Genomic DNA, 20,694 nt, shown 5'->3' on the forward strand with positions numbered 1-20,694 from the left:
CCTCCGATCAGGAAGCTGTTTTTGATCCTTGAAAGAAAATTATTATTTTGATAGTGGGATAGCAATACGCAATGTTGGCCTGTTTCCTTCAAAACGGTTTCTGGCACCGGTTTCAAAGAACATTTTCGCTTCGATCAGTACACCGTTCGGGGCAAAGTAAGCCAGTCCGGGGCCAATGCCCAGGACGCGTTCTTTAGTACTCCCGATACCAAATTGGCCTGCATAGTAATGATGGTTCCCGGCATAACTATCCTGATTTAGCTGGTTTAAAAAGTACGCAGCCGCTTCAACTTTAAAGCCTTTAGCTAAAGTATAGTCAACAGAATAGTTTCCATTATAGTAGATCCCCGGTTTATTTTGCTGGCCGATAATATGCGCATTATAATTGAACTGGTTTCGCGAGCTTAGGCTAAGCTTATCGCTCAGGAATAAAGTAAAAGCATGATAAGCCCCAAAGGCGTAAAGATGTGAAGATGCATTTATATTATACCTGCTGTCATATGATCCGGTCGGAAGCGTTACATCAAACTCAACACGATGGAAAAAGGGTTTTCCAAACAACTTTTTATCAGACCATTGAATTGCTGTTCCCTGTACGATATCCCCAAGGGCACCGGGATTTACAGTTGGTGCCGGCCCGTTCAGGTTGGATGAGTTGATCTGTACTACAGGTACAATTACCGTGAATCCCAGGTTCCCGCCCAGTAATTTCACAGGCGTCAGATAGATCAGTTGGTTTAGAGAAACCACCGAATTGATCTTTAGATCTGATGAAGTCCTGTGACCTGATCCATCTGCAAAATGTTTGGTCTCAAAAGCCTGTACATAGCCTTGGTAAACCCAGCCCGGTTTACCGGCAAAGCCGTCATACGCATTGGATAACCCGAGATTGGTTGGTGGTAATACCGGGTCCTGGGCAAATGCGTAACCTATATTGACCAATAAGCCGATAAGTATGGCTGCAAAAAATACCCGGTAGGAAAATCTATCTGATTTTAAAGCGGACGGGTTAAGCGGCGCGATGGTCGATCCCTGGTTATTAAGGGTTGTATCATGCTCAAAGATTTCCTTGAGATCCTCGGCATTTTTATGATTTAGTGATGGTGTTTTCATACAGCAAACCTACTGCTGGAGGGAAAGCTCCCGAATGATGTAAGGCAAGAAATTAGATTGATAAATATCAATTGGCGCTATTGCTGTCAGTGATCAGGTAATTCAACTTTCGTTTCCCGGGTTCAGATCCTGGTACAAACCAATTACAGTTTCATTGCCCAACAGCAAATGACAAAAAATAAATGCATTACATACCGTTTCGATGTTACCCAATAGTTCAGCTCCCGCATTTTGCATCAATGATACCATTTCGTCCAGGTGGTCAACTTTAAAGCCTATAACCACATTCGTGTTTTTAAACAGATATTCCGGATAGCAGGCTCCTGGTCCGTAAAATTCCAATATTGCTCCGTCAACCATGCTATAAACTGTTAATCCCGGCTGAACCGGAATTTTCTTCAGTTTAAGCCCTTCGGATAACAATATTTTAAGCAGGTCACCATCAGCGGTTCCCGTTTTAACCGAGATCCGGGTTATCGTTTTTGTCTTTTTCATATTCAACTTCATTTAAACCGGGATTGGCCGGCCACAGCGTTAAGATTGCAATCGGCCTTTTCCGGCAAACAAAATTGAAAGATCGAAACCTGTAAAAAATTGATATAAAATAAAATAGCACTTGATAAATGTCAAGTGCTATCAATATTGGGGAAGTTAAATCAGCGTTTAACGATCTGTTTTCTGACCCGGCTTAACGTCTCTGCGGTAATGCCCAAATAAGAGGCGATCATGCTCTGCGGAACGCGCATGGTGAGATGGGGGAATTTTTCCAGAAAATTTAAATATTTATCTTCAGCGGTCAGACTGATAAAAGTATGGATCCTGTTTTGAGCAACGAGGAAGCTTTTTTGTAATATGGCGTTGATCATATTGTTGAACGCGGGTACCTCGGCACATAACCTGTCAAATTTTTCTTTATTGATCAGAGCTACTTCCGAATCTTCTATAGCATCAATATTATAGATCGACGGCTGCCCCGTTTGAATGCTTTCGCGGTCGCCGATCCACCAATTCTCTATAGCAAAATTTAAAATGTGTTCAACCCCTTTTTCATCAACCGTATAGGTGCGTAAGCATCCTTTGGTAACAAAGGAGTGATTTTTGACGACATCTCCTTCCTGGCTGAGGTACTGTCTTTTCCTGACTTTTTTTATAACTGCCGCCGCCGCAATTGTTTCCAGTTCCTCGGCAGTATAGTTACCTTTTCCTTGTAAATAAGTTTTAAATACCTCGATCACTATCTGTTTTTTTCGGTGAGTAAACGATTAAAGATAATGAAGAATTTTATTATAAAAAGGATTGTGATGCAGGAATAGCATTGGCCGGCATAAGTCGTTTGTAAACAATTGATTTAAGTCAATCTTATTTCTTACGATAAGTCAATGGAGGCGGCCGATGAACATGCCATTTTTGTCGTGTTAAAACAACATAACACATTTAAAAAAATAAAGACATGAAAACTGCAAAAGAATTATTACTGGACTATCTGGAAAACGTAGGTAACCCTGATTTTCAGATCGAATTATTTGCTGACGATGCGGTATTTGAGCTGCCATACCTTGCCAGCCTTGGCATACCGGCCCGTTGGGAAGGCCGTGAAGTACTGTACAACTTCTTAGGTAACCTGCCAAAGACTTTCCCCGGATTCAAATTCAAAAACATTCAGATCCATATTGATACACCTGATCAGGCTTTTGGAGAATACGAGGCAACTGCTGTTATAGCATCAAATGGCAAAGTTTACGCTCAGCACTATATGGGCCGTGTGGTAGCCGAAAACGGTAAGATCAAATTGATCAGGGAAGCTTTGAATATGGTGCCGGTCGTTAGGGATATTAAAGGGATCGCTATTAACTAAACAATAATAAAGCCTCCTGCACCAGTCGTGAAATAAACCATTGGTGCAGGAGGTGTTTGTGATCAAACGTTTTAAAATTATTTTAATCTTTATCGTCATGAAAAAACGACGTGTACTTAATTTCTGCTTCCTGAATATCTTGTGTTTTTTTATTTCCCTGAATAGTTTTGCTCAGCGTAATATAAAAGAAGGACCTTCAATGACTTTACCCGAAGTGCAGAAAAAATATGATCTCGATCCTTCCCGCCCTTTGTTAAAACGTATTTCCAGGACACCAGATAAGGTTATTAAAATGTTCCGGGACGCAGGCATGTCTCCCTCCGAACACCAACTGACGAAAGAAGAAGTAGCCATTGTTGTTTCTGCAATTTCGGCGCTTCCACCATTGCATCAGCGGGTTTTGAAACAACATTTAAAAAGCATCAGCTTTTTAGATAATATGCCCAATACGGCGCTAACCTCAACGATCACTACAGATGGAAGTGTCAATCTTTACCATATCACTTTCCGGGCTAGTATACTACATCAAAACATAACCGAATGGGTGAATGAAAAAGAGGCCACCTGTTTCTCCGGTGGCGACTCCACAATTTCAGTTTCGATCCAGGCAGGGCTGTTAAAAGCATTGACCTATGTTTTGCTTCACGAAGGAACACACGTTGTAGATGGCGCAATGCATCTGATTGCAGCAGACTCAGTAGCCGGTAAACCACATATGAATGATTTTACCAGCGAGTTTTCAAATGGAGTATGGAGCAACATTAATACACTTCAATGGCCTGTCAAAGATTCCTCAGTTTTTAAAAGCCGGTTTCGGCCGGGCGGACGCCGCTTTCTTTACACAGAAGCGTCACAGGTTTATGCTGAATTGGTCAAAACACCCTTTGTTTCACTATACAGTACAGCAAGCTGGCATGAAGACCTGGCGGAACTTTTAACAGTATACCATCTGACAAAAGTGTACAAACAGCCATTTAGCATTACCATAAAACAATCGGGAAAAGTGGTGAAGAAATTTGAGCCGATGAGCTCACCGTTCGTGAAGAAACGACTAAAAATGTTGAGCCGGTTTTATATTGCTCGCTGAAATATCGCGTAGTGACACCGCCACCGTTGATACTTAATTTTGCAATATCGGTTGTATCACGTATTGATTATAGGCATGTATGCGTTTTTTGCCGTTATGATCATAGATTGCATCTCCGTCAATGCCGATATAGACACGTAACGGCTTCATCTCTTCTGGTGATTAGATAAGGAATCGGCAATTTTATATCGTTAATTGCGAATTTATCTTACTTTTATGCTACGGTACCATACCGGCTTGCTAAAGGGCCAGGTTTCCGATTTCGAAGATCTCAACTAAATTTTAATGCGTTTAAAACTTTATATTGTCGTTTCAGTGTTGTTTTTTGTTTACACGAACAATTTTGCGCAAGGCAATCAATACCGGTTTTCGCACCTTGATATAAGTAACGGACTGTCGCACAATCAGGTAACCAGTATTTTTAAAGATTCCGAGGGGTTTATGTGGTTTGGTACTTCTTTAGGCCTAAACAGGTATGACGGTTATAACTTTAAAGTATTCAGGCACGACGCAAATGATAAGAATTCTATTAATTTCGATTATATAAGAAGCATTTTTGAAGGTCCTGATAAAAAATTATGGATATCAACCACCACCGGCTTCTGTTTCTATGATCCGGAAACCGAACGGTTTAATAATGATATGTCATTATTGTCACGTCCTTTGAAGCTGCCCGTTAAAGATCCTCAAAAAATTGAACGCAGCAGCGCTGCTGACTTTTGGTTTTTATATGCTGATTCGGGGATTTACAGATATAACGCTATAAGCAAAAAGACGACGCGTTATTTTCAGGGTGTTAACGGAGTTCCCTCGTTATACCCGGGCTCCATTGCAGATATCACGTCTGACATTAAAGGCAATATTTGGATAGTTTACACTGACGGAATGGTGGAGATGCTTGATGTTAAACTTAACAGGATCAGCTACCGCACCAGCATATTTAAGAAGGTAACTAATAATAAGAAAGATCGTTATGCACTCCTCGTCGACCGCGATGGTGATTTATGGTTTTACTTGCCGTACAATGATTTGGGCCTATCTTATTACCGGCCTTCAACAGGGACTTTTAGGCATATTGATAAAGAATCACCCGGGATAAAGTTAAAAACGAACCTTATTACCAACATTGTTCAGGCTAATGATGGCTTAATATGGATCGCGACTGACCATGGGGGGATAAATGTGTTGGATAAAAAGAATGGGACAATTACTTATCTGCTAAATAAGGGAGATGACCCTACCTCATTAAGGCAAAACACAGCAACACTCTATAAGGATAACTTAGGTATTATATGGGCCGGTACTAATAAAAAGGGAATAAGTTATTATCATAAAAATATTATCAAGTTCCCGCTTTTCAAGCATTTAGATTCTGATCCGGCTAGTTTAAAGTTTAACGATATCAATAAATTTGTAGAAGATAAGCTGGGGAATTTATGGATCGGCACCAATGGCGGCGGCCTCATTTATTTTAATCGCAAAACGGGCGTATACACCCAATACAAAAACAATCCTAACGACGTCAACAGCTTATCGAGCGATGTAATTATTAGCCTTTGTATAGATCATGACCAAAAATTATGGATAGGTACCTATTTTGGCGGTTTAGATTGTTTTGACGGGAAAACGTTTAGCCATTATAAACACGACGATAAAGTGGCCACCAGTATTGCCGATAACCGGGTATTTAGCATATTGGAAGACTCGTCTCACCGTTTGTGGATAGGAACGCTTTTTGGGGGGCTCGAAATTTTCGACCGCACAAAAAAAATATTTTACCATCCATTAACGCAGGCTGATATCAGCTCTACCATCATATTCTCAATCTTCGAGGATAAACATGGCAATATCTGGATAGGGGGAGGATGGGTCGTAGATGTTATATGGAAGGACGGTCGGCGGGCAAGCCACTATACCGCAAAAGATGGTTTAATTGACAATGAAATAAGCAGTATCAATGAGGATAGCCGTGGTTTGATATGGATAGTGGCTGGGGGCGGATTGTGTGTGTTGAATCGCAAAACAAACACAGTTATCTCGCTGACAAAAAAAAACGGGCTCCCGGCTAATTCAGTGACCAATACGTTAGAGGATAACAAAGGGGTAATGTGGTTAAGCACTTCGAACGGGTTAGCCCGCCTCAGGTTAACTCCAACAGCTGATTCTTTCAATTTTCACTTCGACAGTTTTGACGATACAGATGGTTTGCAGGGCCGGGAGTTCAACATAAATGCAGCTTTAAAAACACGCGCCGGTGAATTGATATTTGGGGGCCCAGATGGTTTTAATCTGTTCGACCCCGCAAGCATTGAACCCGATACCGCCAGGCCTCGGTTAATTTTTGCCGACTTTCAGTTGTTCAATAAGAGTATATCAGCAAATGAGGCGGTTAACGGCCATATTATCCTTCCAAAAAGTATATCAGTAGTACATTCAATAGTCCTTAATCACGACGAAAATATCTTTTCGATAGAATTTGCCGCCCTCGATTATATCAATCCGGGTAAAATAAAATATCAGTATATGCTGGAGGGCTTTAATAAGGCATGGGTAAATGTAGATAATAAAACGCGAAAAGCCGGCTATACCAATCTGGATGGGGGAGATTATACTTTTAAGGTACGTGTGTCCAATTCTGAAGGTGTTTGGAGTCCGCATAGTATTTCTTTAAAAATTAAGGTATTGCCCCCCTTCTGGAAAACTACTTTAGCTTATGTTATTTACCTGTCGCTGATAACCGGGACCCTCTTTTTTATACGCCGGCGCGGAATACAGAAAATAAGAAGACAATTTATAGCAGAGAAAGAAAAACAGGAAGCAAAATTGATAATTGAACAGGAGCGGCAGGAAATTAAGCGAATGCAAGATCTTGATCAACTGAAAACTAAATTTTTGACCAATGTGAGCCACGAGTTCAGAACACCGATCTCGCTGATCATGGCACCGGTCGAAAAAATGCTTACCCGCGCTGACCAGGAACAGAAGCAACAGCTGGGCATGATAGGGAAAAACGCCCGGCGATTGTTGAACATGGTAAACCAGCTGCTTGATTTTAGAAAGATGGAAGTTCAGGAGTTGAAACTCCATAGCAAGCCTGGGGATATTGTGAAGTTCATCAACGAGATATACCTTTCATTTACTGATATCGCTGAACAAAAAAAGATCAATTTTATTTTTGATACCACGGTCGATTCGCTGTTTACCAATTTTGACCATGATAAGATAGAAAGGATATTGTTTAACGTGCTTTCAAATGCCTTTAAATTTACACAGCCTGGCGGCCAGGTAAGCCTGTTGCTTAATGTAGATAGCGAAGCCGGCGATGCCCCGCTTGAAATTAGGGTGATCGATACAGGTATTGGTATTCCGCATGAAAAACAGGGTAAAATTTTCGAGCGTTTTTTTCAACACGATATTCCGGAGTCGATGATCAACCAGGGCAGCGGCATCGGCCTGGCAATTACGCATGAGTTTGTAAAGATGCACGGAGGCGAAATAATTGTTGAGAGCGAGCCTGGTTATGGAAGTTGTTTCATCATTAGACTACCCTTGCCAGTAAATGATAGTTTATTGACATCCATGAACCTTCCTGATGAAATTGAAAATGGATGGATAGCCGTCAGGCAAACCGAAGAGGAAAAGGTTTTGACGAAACCGCAATATCCCGATAAAAAGCCAGTAGTATTGTTAGTAGAGGATAATGAAGACTTTCGTTTTTATTTGAAAGATAACCTTAAAGGTATATTTTTCATTATCGAGGCTACAAACGGTAAGGAAGGATGGCAAAAAGCTTTGTCTCAGCACCCGGACATTATGGTAAGTGACATCAGTATGCCCGAAATGAATGGCATTGACCTCTGTAAAAAAATGAAAAGTGATAAACGGACTTCGCATATTCCGATTATTATGCTAACTGCTTTAACTGGTGAGGAGGAGCAATTAAAAGGATTGGAAATTGGTGCTAACGATTATATGACCAAACCTTTCAACTTCGAGATACTGCTTTCCAGAATCAGAAATCTATTGACCCTGCAGGACACATTTAAGCAAACGTATCAAAAACAGATGAATGTTGCTTTACAGGAAGAAGCTATAGAGTCTGAAGATGAAAAGCTTTTCAGAGACGTAGTTGAATATATTGAGCAGAACATTTCAAATGAAAAACTTTCTGTTGTAGAATTAAGTCGCCATGTGAACATGAGCAGGGGAACACTTTATAAAAAGCTGTTAACGATTACAGGTAAATCACCTGTTGAATTCATCCGTTCGATAAGACTAAAAAAAGCAGTTTATTTGCTGGAGAATAGTCAGAAGAACATAAGCCAGATATCCTACGAAGTTGGCTTTAATGATCCCAAATATTTTACAAAAGTGTTTAAGGACGAATATAATATCCTTCCGTCTAACTACGTTATTGACCTTCGCCAAAACAAAATTTTTAACAAATCTGAAAATAAATAGTAAATCAAAATTTATTCCTATTTATATTTCCACCTCTACTCCCAAATGCAGTTACCCCAGTAGCTGTTAGGTAACGTGTGCGTTGTTGTTGTTTCAACTGAAATTTCATGAAAATAGCTGTAAAATAAAATGGTAATAATTAACTATCTCATTTTTAGATAGTTAACATTGGCTGAACATTTTTAGTGTAATCATGTACAAATTTGCCGGTCCTTTTTTGCCCCCCCATGTAGCTTTACCTCCCGATGATATATGCTTTATACAGTTAACAAACTGTTCGCTGTCACTTCGCATATTCATCAAATTATAAACAATAAACCATATAAATAAAATTCACTATGATAAAATGCTGTATACCCAAGGTATAGGTTTTTTGTCTGCGTGCTTTGGCGATTGATTGCTGAGATAGAAATTAAAAAACTATCAGGCGCAGCTTTCGTGGGCCTGTTGATTTAATAACCATATAATAAACTGATAATAAATTATGAATAGAGAATAAGATCCAAGTTAAACCAACCAACAATGAACCAATTAAAAAACCTTAAAATCCTTTTATAAGATGGATATAAATTTACAAAAGAGAGTGAAATACCGAATTTCATTAATTATTATGGGCGTGTTCCTTTTTATTTCGGCCCATGCACAAACCTTAAGTATCACCGGCAAAGTCATCAGTTCTGACAACGACGAGCCTATGGCGGGCGTAAACGTTAGGATCAAAGGAACAACCATCGGATCTGTAACCGGTGTAGACGGTAAGTATTCAATAGCGGCATCGCCAGGAAATATCCTCGTTTTTAGCTTTTTAGGGTATTCAACCCAGGAAGTTAGTGTTAAACTTGCAAGTGCGATAAATGTTAAGCTAAGACCTACCTCCAGTAATTTAAATGAAGTGGTTGTAACAGGTTACGCCCGCACAAAAAGAAAAGATGTAACCGGTTCGATAAGTTCAGTATCAGGCGACGAGCTCCGTAAAACCCAACCCACTACTTTTGACCAGGCTTTGCAGGGCAAGGTTGCCGGCGTTGTGGTCCAGCAAGTATCGGGCCAACCCGGTGGTGGTGTGTCTATCCAGATACGTGGTGTGTCGTCAATAAGCGGCACCAACTCGCCTTTGTACGTGATTGATGGTATTATTATCCCGCCGGTAGGTGACCCTGGTAAAGGCGGCAATCCGTTAAGCTCCATCAACCCCAACGAAATAGCATCAATAGACGTATTGAAAGATGCATCGGCAACGGCCATATACGGTTCGCAGGCAACCAATGGCGTAATTGTTATTACCACAAAAAGAGGAAAGAAGGGGGCACCGCAAATAACCTATGATTTCTATTCAGGATATCAGGCGATAGCGAAAAGGCTTCCCACAATGAACCTGAAGGAACATGCGGGTTTCATTAATGCAAGAGGGCAAGTATGGGGCTTTGATGTAAGGCCAGAATTTGTCAATCCAGAGTACTTAGGTACCGGTACCGATTGGCAGGCGGAATTATTCCGCAGAGCGCCGATGAACAACCATAACCTTACCGTAAGCGGCGGCGATGATAGAACGCAGTATTTACTGTCGGCCTCTTATTTTGACCAGGAAGGTATAGCCATTGGATCTTCTTTTGCAAGAACCTCGGTGCGGTTAAATCTGGATAACAAAACTACTAACTGGCTTAAGGTTGGAACCAGCCTTCAGTTGGTCCACCTTAACGAAAATCAAAATTCAACAGCTTCGGGCGTTATTGGTTCGGCGCTATACCTTACACCCGATATCCCGGTGAAAAACCTTGATGGCTCATGGGGGGGTATTACTAACACAAATGGTTGGGTGTCCTCTACTCCTAACCCTGTGGCTATGGCCGAGATCATAAAAAACCTTAGAAAAAGAAACCAGGTATTCGGCAACCTATACGCCGAAATACAATTTACCAGAGATCTGTCCTTAAGGAACGAAGTGTCGGGTAATTTCGATTTTAACACCGAAGATAATTTTTACCCCACTTATACCTTCGGCAAAACCGTTAACAATACTAATAATGCCTCAACATCAATGGGTCAAAATTTTTATACGGTAATCCGCAATTTTTTAACGTATAATCACAAGTTCGGCAAGTATTATGTCAATGTATTGGCGGGGCATGAATCGCAGGTTGGGTCTTTTCAAAATGTATACGCCTCGCGGTCAAATTTCCCTTCCAATAACGTACAGGCCATTAATTCGGGTGATGCTACTACCGCTAGAAATGGCGGCGACTACGGTTCAGGCGGTGCGCAGGAATCTTATTTCGGCCGTATCAATGTATCATGGGATGATAAATACCTGCTTACTGGCAATATACGGGCAGATGGTTCATCAAATTTCTTCCGTACCAATCGCTGGGTAAACACTTACTCAGGCGCATTCGCCTGGAAGATCAATAACGAGGCATTCCTGAAAAATGTTAAAGCTGTAACTGAATTGAAATTAAGGATTGGTTACGGGGTTACCAATAACCAGGGGATACCGGGCAATACCTTTGTAACCCAGTTGCAAACAGTAGCTAATGGTTTATCGGGTATAGCGCAGTGGCAAAGCAATTTGTTGAATAAAGATGTAACATGGGAAAAAACAGACTATTACAATGCCGGGCTTGACGGTGCATTTTTTAACGGGCGGTTAAGTTTTTCACTGGATGTTTATGACCGTGAAACAAGCGGACTATTGTTAAAAGTTCCGCTGCCTTTATATAGCGGCACTACGTCCGGATACTCTCCGGGATCTATGCAGGCACCATTTATCAATATTGGTAAGGTACGTAACAGAGGCTTTGACTTCAGGGTTAGCGGTACCAACGTTAGTACGAAAAATTTTACCTGGAAAAGCGATCTTACTGTATCGCGAAATGTTAATACCGTGCTGGATCTGGGCCCGGGTGGTGCTGATGCCAGCTTAACCCAAACATCCTACACCATAAACCAAGTGGTTGAAAAAACCGTAGTAGGCAGATCTATAGGCGATTTTTATGGCTATGTATTTGACGGTATTTTCGCAACCGCTAACGATTTTAAAACGCATGCCTTGCCTGCTGACCAGGCCGGTAAAACTTATCCGATCTCGCCTTCAGGTGGTGGTATCTGGTACGGCGACCGTATGTTCAAAGACTTGAACGGCGATGGCATTATCGACACCAAAGACCAGACCTTTTTAGGCTCTCCTATTCCTAAGTTCCAGTTCGGGATCAACAACTCGTTCACCTACAAAAACTTTGACCTGAACTTCTTCCTGAGTGGCAGTTATGGCAACAAAGTATTTAATGAACAATCAATAAGACAAACCAATTCGCAAAATAATACAGCCTATTTTAAAAAGGTGTTGAATTACGCGAGGGTAGAACTGATCGACCCGGCCGGTTCCGCGTCAGACATTGATAACGTGCATGTTACCAACCCCGGCACAACCGTTGTGGGCTTAAGAAACGACAATACCAACGATAATAATCGTTCTAACAGCCTGTTTATCGAAGACGGTTCGTTCCTGCGGTGTAAAAACATCACGCTGGGTTACCGGCTGCCCGAAAACCTTTTGTCAAAAATACACGTGAGCAACTTCCGGATATACGCTACAGTAACCAATGCTTTTCTCATAACAAAATATTCCGGAATGGATCCTGAGATCGGGTCATGGAATCCGCTTCAGGCGGGTTGGGATTACGGTTATTATCCGCAGCCAAGGGTATTTACGCTTGGCGCTAACATAACTTTTAGCAAATAAGGCAATCACCAACAAAATAGATATTATGAAACCAATTAACAAAATATTCGTTTTCGCGCTATTGGCGGTAGCATTTACCGCGTGCAAAAAGAGCTTTTTAGATCGCCCGTCCAACTCACAGATCAGCTCTAATAATTTTTACCAAAGCACCGCCGACGTGCGGCTGGCTACGGCAAGCCTGTATGGCGGTGCGCACTGGTGGCAATTTAATAATAGTGCCCTACAATTGGGCGATATATTAAGCGGCAACGCTACCTTCCCGTGGAATGGTGATATCGTTCAGCTTTATACCCGTACTATTACTGCCCAAAACCCTATTATATCAAGCGCATGGACTGGTTTGTACAACGTTGTAGCTCAATGTAATACCGTTATCAGTGCTATAAAAAACGCCGGCCCCGATGTCTCAACAGCTGATAAGAATGCTGCCATAGCCGAAGTCAGGTTTATCCGCGCAGTTGCCTATTATCATTTGGCTGTTTACTGGGGCGCGGTACCCATTATTGAAGACAACGCCAAACTGTTAACAGACCCTTTACTTAACCGTAATCTTGTTTCTGACGTGTATAAATTTATTGCCGCCGATCTTACATATGCAGCGCAAAATCTTCCAAAAACCGATCAAACCGGGCGTGTTACCACCTGGTCGGCACAGGGAATGCTGGCCAAAGTTTACTTAACCATGTCTGGTGTCGACAAAAGTGGTGGTATGCGCGACCAGGCATTGTTGGATAGCGCTAAATTATATGCGGGCAACGTGTGTAAAAACAGTAATTTACAGTTGCTTGGACAGGATGACCCGAACCATATGGGTTATTATAATCTTTTCAAAACGCAATTTAATGATAGCCCCGAATCATTATTCGCGCTTCAGTGGGCGGCCGGCGTCGGTTACGGTAATGGCAATACATTTGTAACCTTTTCGCCGAGCAATGAGATCAACCCTCAAAAGAATGGCGCATGGGTAGCTTTATCACCCAATTACGAGCTATATCAGCTTTATTCTGATAAGGATTCGATCAGGCTCAAAGCGAGTATGTTTCTCACCGGTGTACATTATCCTGAGCTGAATGCAGCGGGCGGCGGGTATACAGCAGACGGTGTGGCTATGAAAAAGCACATTGTTGGCAATGAGAAAGATAATAACGCGCCTACTATGGAAATCTGGTCATCTCCGGAACACAATGCTATTTTAAGGCTGGCTGATGTGTACCTGATCTATGCCGAAGCTATTTTGGGAAATGATGCCTCAACCTCAAATGGCGATGCGCTGAGGTACTTTAATTTGGTTAGAACAAGAGCGGGTGCAGACCCTGTTGTGTCGCTAACCTTTAATACCATATTGAAAGAGCGGAGAGTTGAACTTGCTTTTGAAGGGCAATACTGGATAGACCTGGTGCGGTATTCTTATTACAACCCGCAGGCAGCCGTTAATAACCTTAACAACCAAAAACGGGCGAAGTTTTCATACGACTATCCAACGCGGACAGCCAAAGTGGATACAAACTCAGTAGCACCTGCGTTGCCGGCAACCATCAGTTCGTTTACATTGCCAATTCCGGCATCGGAGATGACAGCTGATCCTAAATTGGCTCAACCACCTGTACCATATTATTAATTTAACATAGTTAAAATATATTATTATGAAAAAGATTTTAAATACCCGCCTGTTTTTTTTGCCACTGCTATTAGTAATAGTGGCCTTACTGCCCGCTTGTAAAAAAGAAGCAACAACAAACAGCGCCCCGCCTTCCATTACAAGCATAAGGATGTATAATGTATCTCCTAAAGATACGCTTATGAGTACCGGTAATCCCGCAACTGATACCAGTTGGTCTGGACGAACAGGACGATATGTGGTTATAATCGGGCAGAATTTGCAAAAGGCAACTCAAATCACATTTAATGGAGTTCCTGCCAGCTTTAACCCTACTTTGTTTGCACCCACCAGCGCAGTGGTGCAAATACCTGACATTGTGTATTCAAAAGTTGATTCTACTAAACTCTATACTATAGAGTATACCACGTCAGCAGGTACCACAAAATTTTCTTTTAAATTAGGTCCGCCTGCGCCTGTTATTTGGGCCATCTCCAATGTATTTGCCAACCCGGGCGATTCGGTTTATCTTTTTGGTGCAAATTTAGTATTGGTTCAACACCTGGTATATGGGGGCACCGATATCCCCAAATTTAACTCGAGCCTTCATGGGGATTCCCTTGGCTTTTTGATGCCGGCAACGACATCCAACAAGCTCGTAACAGTTACTACCAGATCTGGTATTGCCCGGGATACAATAAAAGCCACACCAGTTACTTCCTGGGTTTCCAACGAAAATCCCAGCCCTGGCGATTCGGTTTATATTTATGGTACTTATTTTAAGGACATTCAATCGCTAACCTTTGCGGGTACCGCAGTTACTACTTTTACAACATCAAATGATACAAAGTCTGTTGGTTTTGTTGCGCCTGCGCTATCGCAAAGCGGACCGGTATCCATTACGACAACGTACGGCACTGGTACTACTCCTTACAATGTTTATACTCCAACATATCTAAAAAACGGTGTTATAGAAAATATGGATGGTTCTGGTGTTCTTTATGCGGATTATGGTGGTAATGCTTCTGGCTGGGGGGACGGTATTGGTGGTATTGATGCTAACATCAATAACCGATACGGCTGGTTTACCGAAACAACTGCCTTTAATGGCGTAATGGGCACAAACCATACTATGTTTATTTTTGTGAATACCGGTGTTTTGAGTGGCGGCTCTTCTAATGGTGGTATTAATTTAACAAGTAATCAATGGGTACCAGCAGCCAACCTTACTGATGCCCCGGACAACTGGGCCTTGAAAATGGAAATAAGTGTACCGACAGACTGGAATGGTGGTGCACTGGATATTAAAACAGATGTAGGCGGCTATATATACAGATGGGAACCATGGAAAACCGGAAAAGCGTACAAAACAAAGGGGTGGGTTACTATAACTATCCCGTTGTCGTCGTTTCGTGCAAGTAATGCATTGGGCGAGGGTATGGGAGCTCCCTTAACTAATATCACCGATTTGGTGGGCTCATCAGGAAAAACCGGCGCTTACCTATATAGGCATAATTATGGCGCAGCAACTACAACAACTGGCTTTTATGCTGCATTCGATAATATCCGTATTGTAAAAATTAAATAAGCTAAAGCCCCCACGGCAGCATATCGCTGTGGGGGCTTTTTGTCTAGAAAAATATTTGTTAAAAAGGATAGGAAAGCGAAACGAGGAAATAGGCAAGAGAGCTTAGGAGGATTCCGATATGACAACCTCTATTTTACCATTTTGGATTCGCGCCATAACGGAGAAGAATTTAGAAGAACGAATTAACAGTAAAAAGATCAACGTACAATTGAGCCTCTATCATAGCGGGCGACAAAAAGATATCAATGCTGATATTTTTTAGTGCGGGGGATTTGTATACAATTTCTAATCAAATGATAGAACAAAATGAAAAAAAACTATTTTTTTAAATCCGTAGTATTATTTACTGCGATCATTGCGCTTTTCGCCTGCACAAAGGCGAAAACTCCGGCACCGGCCCTCACGGTTAGCGTGTCGACGATTTCTTTTGCGCCCGAAGGAGGAAGCCAAGACATAAACGTTACCAGTAATGCCGACTGGAGCGTAAGCAACCCCGCTTTTTCATGGCTGCAATTAAGCGCAACTGCCGGCAAGAGCGGGAGTACCGTTATTCATGTGACGGTGACGTCGCCAAATGGAACCGGGGCAAGCCAGTCGGCCATTTTAAACATAAGTTCATCAAATGGGCAGGCCAGAAGGGTGACGGTTACCCAAGCCCCCACCATATACCCAAGTTATAACACCTCGCCAATAGCGCCAGACATGACTGGAGTGACGAGTACTGCCGTGCAACTGGCTGCAAAATTTCAAATGGGAATAAATTTTGGCAATACCATGGAATCCCCAAACGAAGGTGATTGGCAGAATAGTAAATTGACCCTATCGTATGTGAAATATGTAAAACAATTAGGTTTCAATTTTGTACGGCTTCCCTGTAACTGGGCTTGGACTCATTTAAGCGATCGAAAAAAGGCAACAATTGACCCTGCATGGCTTGCGCGGGTGAAAGAAGTGGTTGGATGGTGTGTGGCTAATGATATGTATGTGATACTGAATTCTCACGATAGTGCCAATGCCAATGCAATTAAGCAAGATTCTGTTAATGCGATGCAAAAGGCACTTTGGGAGCAGATTGCTACAACCATGCGTGATTTTGATGAGCACCTTATTTTTGCCGGCTTGAATGAACCTCCGGCTGATAATGCCGCGCAGATGGCCATACTTAATGGTTACCACGAAACATTCATCAAGGCAGTTCGCTCTACCGGAGGCAAGAACAGTTACCGGGTGCTGGTGGTGCAGGGGCCTCACACTGATCCTACTTTAACTACTACTTTGATGACTACACTTCCTCACGACCCGGTACCTAACAAGTTGATGCTCGAGGTGCATGACTACACGCCCTATGCATTTACCATTCTGGCGGATGGAGATGCAAGCTGGGGCAAAATGCTTTACTATTGGGGCGCTGGGAATCATTCTACTATTGAGCCGGACCGCAACGCCACCTATGGAGAAGAGAATGCGATCACTACTGAATTCCAGGCGGTGAAACAGAATTTTATTGACAAAGGTATCCCTGTGATACTGGGTGAATATGCAGCCTGGAGGAGGACTGCCGACGTCACCAACGCCAATTATCTTCCTAAGGATATGGCTATGCACAACAAATCTGTGGATTACTGGACAACTTTTGCGACCAAAACGGCTAAAGCGAATGGTCTTATGCCATTCTGGTGGGAGGTAGGGTTTCTCTTAGACAGAAGTAATAATGTGGTAAAGGACCAGCCTATGTTTGATGCCCTTATTGCCGGATATAAGTAAAAGTAAGGTTTGTGGGGGCAAATAAACGGATTCAACAATCCTCAAATAATCCAGGACAATTACACTAAAAAACTGCAGGTGTCACGAATAAGAGTTCGTTCGTGATATCGGCAGGTTATAAAAAATATTATAAGATGTTTTTAGTGCGGCGATTATTTATAAAAATAATATTGAACTAAGGCTTTCCCAGGGTAACGGTACTGTGAACCGAATGGAGAAGTATGAAAATAATGCATCAATAAGCACTAAAAGGAATATACCTAAAACTATTTATACCAATTTTTTCAAACAAATAATCAACAACTTTTAATCAACAATTATTAATATTTAAAACTCAAGTAAAATGAAAAAAATCGCTCTATTATTTTTGGCTCTAACAACAGGGATGTTTGCCAAAGCACAGCAAACTGTGTATTCCGAAAATTTTGAATCAAATGTTGCCGCCGTTAGTGATCGCTATACGTATACATTTGCACCAACTACAAAGGCAGGAACATGGAATGGCGGAGTAAATTTAAAAACCGCTGGCGATGCCAATATAAATTTGCGTCAAGGGTGGGGTGACGGATTTGTATTGAAAATAGAATTCAAAGGTGCTCCTGTTACCATACCTAATATCAATGTGGCTGGTTTTACAAATTTAAACCTGTCTTATGAATTTGCTGTTGAAGAAGGAGGAGATGCTGTAAAACCAAAAATTGAAGCAAGTATTGATGGCGGTGCTTCTTGGGTAACTCTACCTACAGTTGCCAGTGGTGCAGGGTGGAATAAAGATGCAAAATCGGTTGCTTTGCCTTCAGGAAATTATAAAACAATAAGCCTCAGATTGAATCCTAATACTGAAACTTCTAATGCTATAATGTTTGATAATATTATTATTACCGGAAAGCAGTAAGCCTGGCGACTGAATCGAACCAATCATGTGACAATTCAATTAAGGTTTAGATTGAAGGAGTAAAATCAAATTACTTCTTCAATCATTTAAGTTGGTTAAAAATAAATCATTGAATTTTTTATATGCAGGCCAGACGCATTACTATTGAGCCAGACTGCAACGCCGCTTTTGGAGAAGATGATGTGATCGATTCTGAATTCCAAAAAGATTAAACAGAAGTTTGTTGATAAAGGTATCCCTGTGATACTGGGTGAATATGAAACTTTTAGACGGACTCCCGAATGCAAAGTGGTACTTCCTTGGATATGGCGGCGCACAATAGGTTTGTGGATTACTGGCTAATTTATTCGACCAAAACTATGAGAGCGAATGGTATTTTACCATTCTGGTGGGAGGTAAGTAATGGTTTTGACAGAGCCAATAATGTGGTAACGGACCAGCGGATGGTAAATGCCATTATTGCAGGATATAAGTAAAATTAATGTTAGCCAGAGGCAAATAAACGTGATTCAACAATCCTCAAATTATCCTGGACAATTACACTAAAAAAACTGCCGGTGTCACGAATAAGAATTTGTTCGTGATACCGGCAGTTTATAAAAAATATTATAAGATGTTTTTAGTGCGGCGATTATTTATAAAAATTTCAATTATAGAGGAAAATGAACAAAATATATGTTTTTAGATCCGTAGTATTTCTTACTGCGATTATTGCACTAATAGCATGCAAAAAGGCTAAAACTCCTACCCCGGAACTAACGGTTACCCAGTCTGCTATAGCATTTACGCCCGAAGGCGGAACAGAAGATTTATCTTTTACCTGTAGTAGCGATTGGACCATCAGCAATCCCGCTTATTCGTGGTTGCAATTAAGCGCAACATCAGGTAACAGCGGCAGCACTGTTATTCAAGTAACAACCTTGTCAGACAATGCTACAGGGGCAACCCGCTCCGCTGTTTTATACCTGAGCGCTTCCAACGGGCAGGCCAGAAGGGTGACGGTTACCCAGGCCCCTACCATATACCCAGGTTATAACACCTCGCCTATAGCGCCAGACATGACTGGAGTGACCAGTACTGCCGTGCAACTGGCTGCAAAAATGGGAACGGGAATGGGAACAAATATTGGCAATACCATGGAGCCCCCAGGCGAAGCTGATTGGCAGAATGGTAATAAAATTACCGAATCATATATAAAATTTTTGAAATCAAAAGGTTTCAGTGCGATACGACTTCCTTGTTCATGGAATTGGAATCATCTAAGCGACCGGAAAAAGGCAACAATTGACCCGGCATGGCTTGCGCGGGTTAAAGAAGTAGTTGGGTGGTGCGTGAATAATGATATGTATGTGATAGTGAATATTCACTGGGACAACGGCTGGCTGGAAAATAATATTACCGATGCTAAGAAAGATTCTGTTAATGCGAAGCAAAAAGCACTATGGGAACAGATAGCTACAACCCTGCGTGATTTTGATGAGCACGTTCTATTTGCCAGCGCGAATGAACCTAAGGCTGATAATGTCGCGCAGATGGCCATACTCAATGGTTATCACGAAACATTCATCAATGCCGTTCGCTCTACCGGGGGCAGAAACGCCTACCGGGTGCTGGTTGTGCAGGGGCCTCACACTAATATTTCTATAACTGCTACTTTGATGACTACTATGCCTCACGACCCGGTACCTAACAAATTGATGCTCGAGGTGCACGACTACAACCCTGCTGGATTTACGTTACTAACGGATGGAGATGTAAGCTGGGGCAAAATGGTTTACTACTGGGGGGCTGGGAATGTTTCTACTATTGAGCCAGACCGCAACAACACCCCTGGAAATGGAGATGAGGCTGCGATCACAGCTGAATACCAAAAGATGAAAGTGAATTTTGTTGATAAAGGTATCCCTGTGGTGCTGGGTGAATATGCAGCCCCGAGGAGGACTGACCCTAACAAGCCTATGCCTAAGGATACGTTGATGAACAACAGGTCTGTGGACTACTGGGCAACTTTTACGACCAAAACGGCTAAAGCGAATGGTATGCTGCCATTCTGGTGGGAGGTAGGAAATATGTTAGACAGGGCTAATAATGTGATAATAGACCAGCGCATGTATAATGCCCTTAAGGAAGGATATAAGTAAAATTAATGTTTTCTGGAATAGCGTTACTGTGAACAGATCACACAGTGCCGCCTTCCCGTGAGCTAAATACCAAATTTGCCTTGACGTACATGATCGGTATTGATCGTGAAAAAATAAATCAAACTAACAAAAATGAACAAATTAATAAATATGAGAAAGGGTCTTGGTATATTTTTAGGCTTACAACTCTTTTTCACATTGCTTGCTTTTGCCTGTAAGAAGAAAGAGATTGAGATTCAATTCACGGTTTCTTCCTCACAAGTTGTTTTTGAACCGGAAGGAAGTAATTCCGATGTTTCTATCGCCAGCAATGTTAAGTGGACGGCGACAGCCAACACCTCACTGCCATGGTTAACGATAAATCAATCATCGGGAGGCCCGGGAAATGTTACGCTTAAATTAACCGCGAACGCTAACAACACCGGGGCTACCCGCGCGGCGATAGTGACTATCA

The 20,694-nt window shown here is 41.9% G+C and carries 13 protein-coding genes; 10 read left to right on the forward strand and 3 right to left on the reverse strand.

Annotation, left to right across the window (positions count from 1 at the left end):
- Nucleotides 1-42: 42 nt before the first annotated feature.
- The 3 genes from AC1DXC_RS21225 to AC1DXC_RS21235 all read right to left on the reverse strand — a co-directional run bounded on the left by AC1DXC_RS21225 (nt 43) and on the right by AC1DXC_RS21235 (nt 2,348).
- The gene (locus AC1DXC_RS21225; RefSeq protein WP_477461189.1) at nt 43-1,113 is read right to left on the reverse strand and encodes a SphA family protein; all 1,071 of its coding nucleotides are present in this window, start codon (nt 1,111-1,113) and stop codon (nt 43-45) included.
- 102 nt (nt 1,114-1,215) lie between these two features.
- A complete protein-coding gene (locus AC1DXC_RS21230) occupies nt 1,216-1,608 on the reverse strand; it encodes a hypothetical protein (protein ID WP_477461190.1) in 393 nt (130 codons plus the stop codon).
- A gap of 161 nt (nt 1,609-1,769) precedes the next feature.
- Nucleotides 1,770-2,348 carry a Crp/Fnr family transcriptional regulator gene (locus AC1DXC_RS21235; protein ID WP_477461191.1) on the reverse strand — a complete coding sequence of 193 codons (579 nt, stop codon included), beginning with the start codon at nt 2,346-2,348 and terminating at the stop codon, nt 1,770-1,772.
- A 215-nt stretch (nt 2,349-2,563) separates the two neighbouring features.
- Between AC1DXC_RS21235 and AC1DXC_RS21240 the strand changes: the two genes are divergently transcribed.
- The 10 genes from AC1DXC_RS21240 to AC1DXC_RS21285 all read left to right on the forward strand — a co-directional run.
- A complete protein-coding gene (locus AC1DXC_RS21240; RefSeq protein ID WP_477461192.1) occupies nt 2,564-2,968 on the forward strand; it encodes a nuclear transport factor 2 family protein in 405 nt (134 codons plus the stop codon).
- A gap of 97 nt (nt 2,969-3,065) precedes the next feature.
- Nucleotides 3,066-4,055 (forward strand): hypothetical protein, encoded by a 990-nt coding sequence (locus AC1DXC_RS21245; protein ID WP_477461193.1) that lies wholly within the window; start codon nt 3,066-3,068, stop codon nt 4,053-4,055.
- 285 nt (nt 4,056-4,340) lie between these two features.
- The gene (locus tag AC1DXC_RS21250) at nt 4,341-8,516 is read left to right on the forward strand and encodes a hybrid sensor histidine kinase/response regulator transcription factor (protein ID WP_477461194.1); all 4,176 of its coding nucleotides are present in this window, start codon (nt 4,341-4,343) and stop codon (nt 8,514-8,516) included.
- 559 nt (nt 8,517-9,075) lie between these two features.
- Complete coding sequence (locus tag AC1DXC_RS21255; protein ID WP_477461195.1) at nt 9,076-12,255, forward strand: SusC/RagA family TonB-linked outer membrane protein; 3,180 nt, start codon at nt 9,076-9,078, stop codon at nt 12,253-12,255.
- A 25-nt stretch (nt 12,256-12,280) separates the two neighbouring features.
- Nucleotides 12,281-13,873: a RagB/SusD family nutrient uptake outer membrane protein gene (locus AC1DXC_RS21260; protein ID WP_477461196.1), complete on the forward strand. Its 1,593-nt coding sequence runs from the start codon at nt 12,281-12,283 to the stop codon at nt 13,871-13,873.
- Nucleotides 13,874-13,898: 25 nt separating this feature from the next.
- Complete coding sequence (locus AC1DXC_RS21265; RefSeq protein ID WP_477461197.1) at nt 13,899-15,440, forward strand: glycan-binding surface protein; 1,542 nt, start codon at nt 13,899-13,901, stop codon at nt 15,438-15,440.
- 306 nt (nt 15,441-15,746) lie between these two features.
- On the forward strand, nt 15,747-17,204 hold the full coding sequence (locus AC1DXC_RS21270; RefSeq protein WP_477461198.1) for a cellulase family glycosylhydrolase: 1,458 nt from the start codon (nt 15,747-15,749) through the stop codon (nt 17,202-17,204).
- A 343-nt stretch (nt 17,205-17,547) separates the two neighbouring features.
- Entirely contained in the window at nt 17,548-18,099 is a 552-nt protein-coding gene (locus tag AC1DXC_RS21275) for a hypothetical protein (protein WP_477461199.1), read from the forward strand.
- Nucleotides 18,100-18,761: 662 nt separating this feature from the next.
- Nucleotides 18,762-20,240, forward strand: a complete 1,479-nt coding sequence (locus tag AC1DXC_RS21280) for a cellulase family glycosylhydrolase (RefSeq protein ID WP_477461200.1) — start codon at nt 18,762-18,764, stop codon at nt 20,238-20,240.
- Nucleotides 20,241-20,372: 132 nt separating this feature from the next.
- The coding region (locus AC1DXC_RS21285; RefSeq protein ID WP_477461201.1) for a BACON domain-containing protein at nt 20,373-20,694 on the forward strand (322 nt) is incomplete at its 3' end.

The organism is Mucilaginibacter sp. P2_D11 (assembly GCF_056404435.1).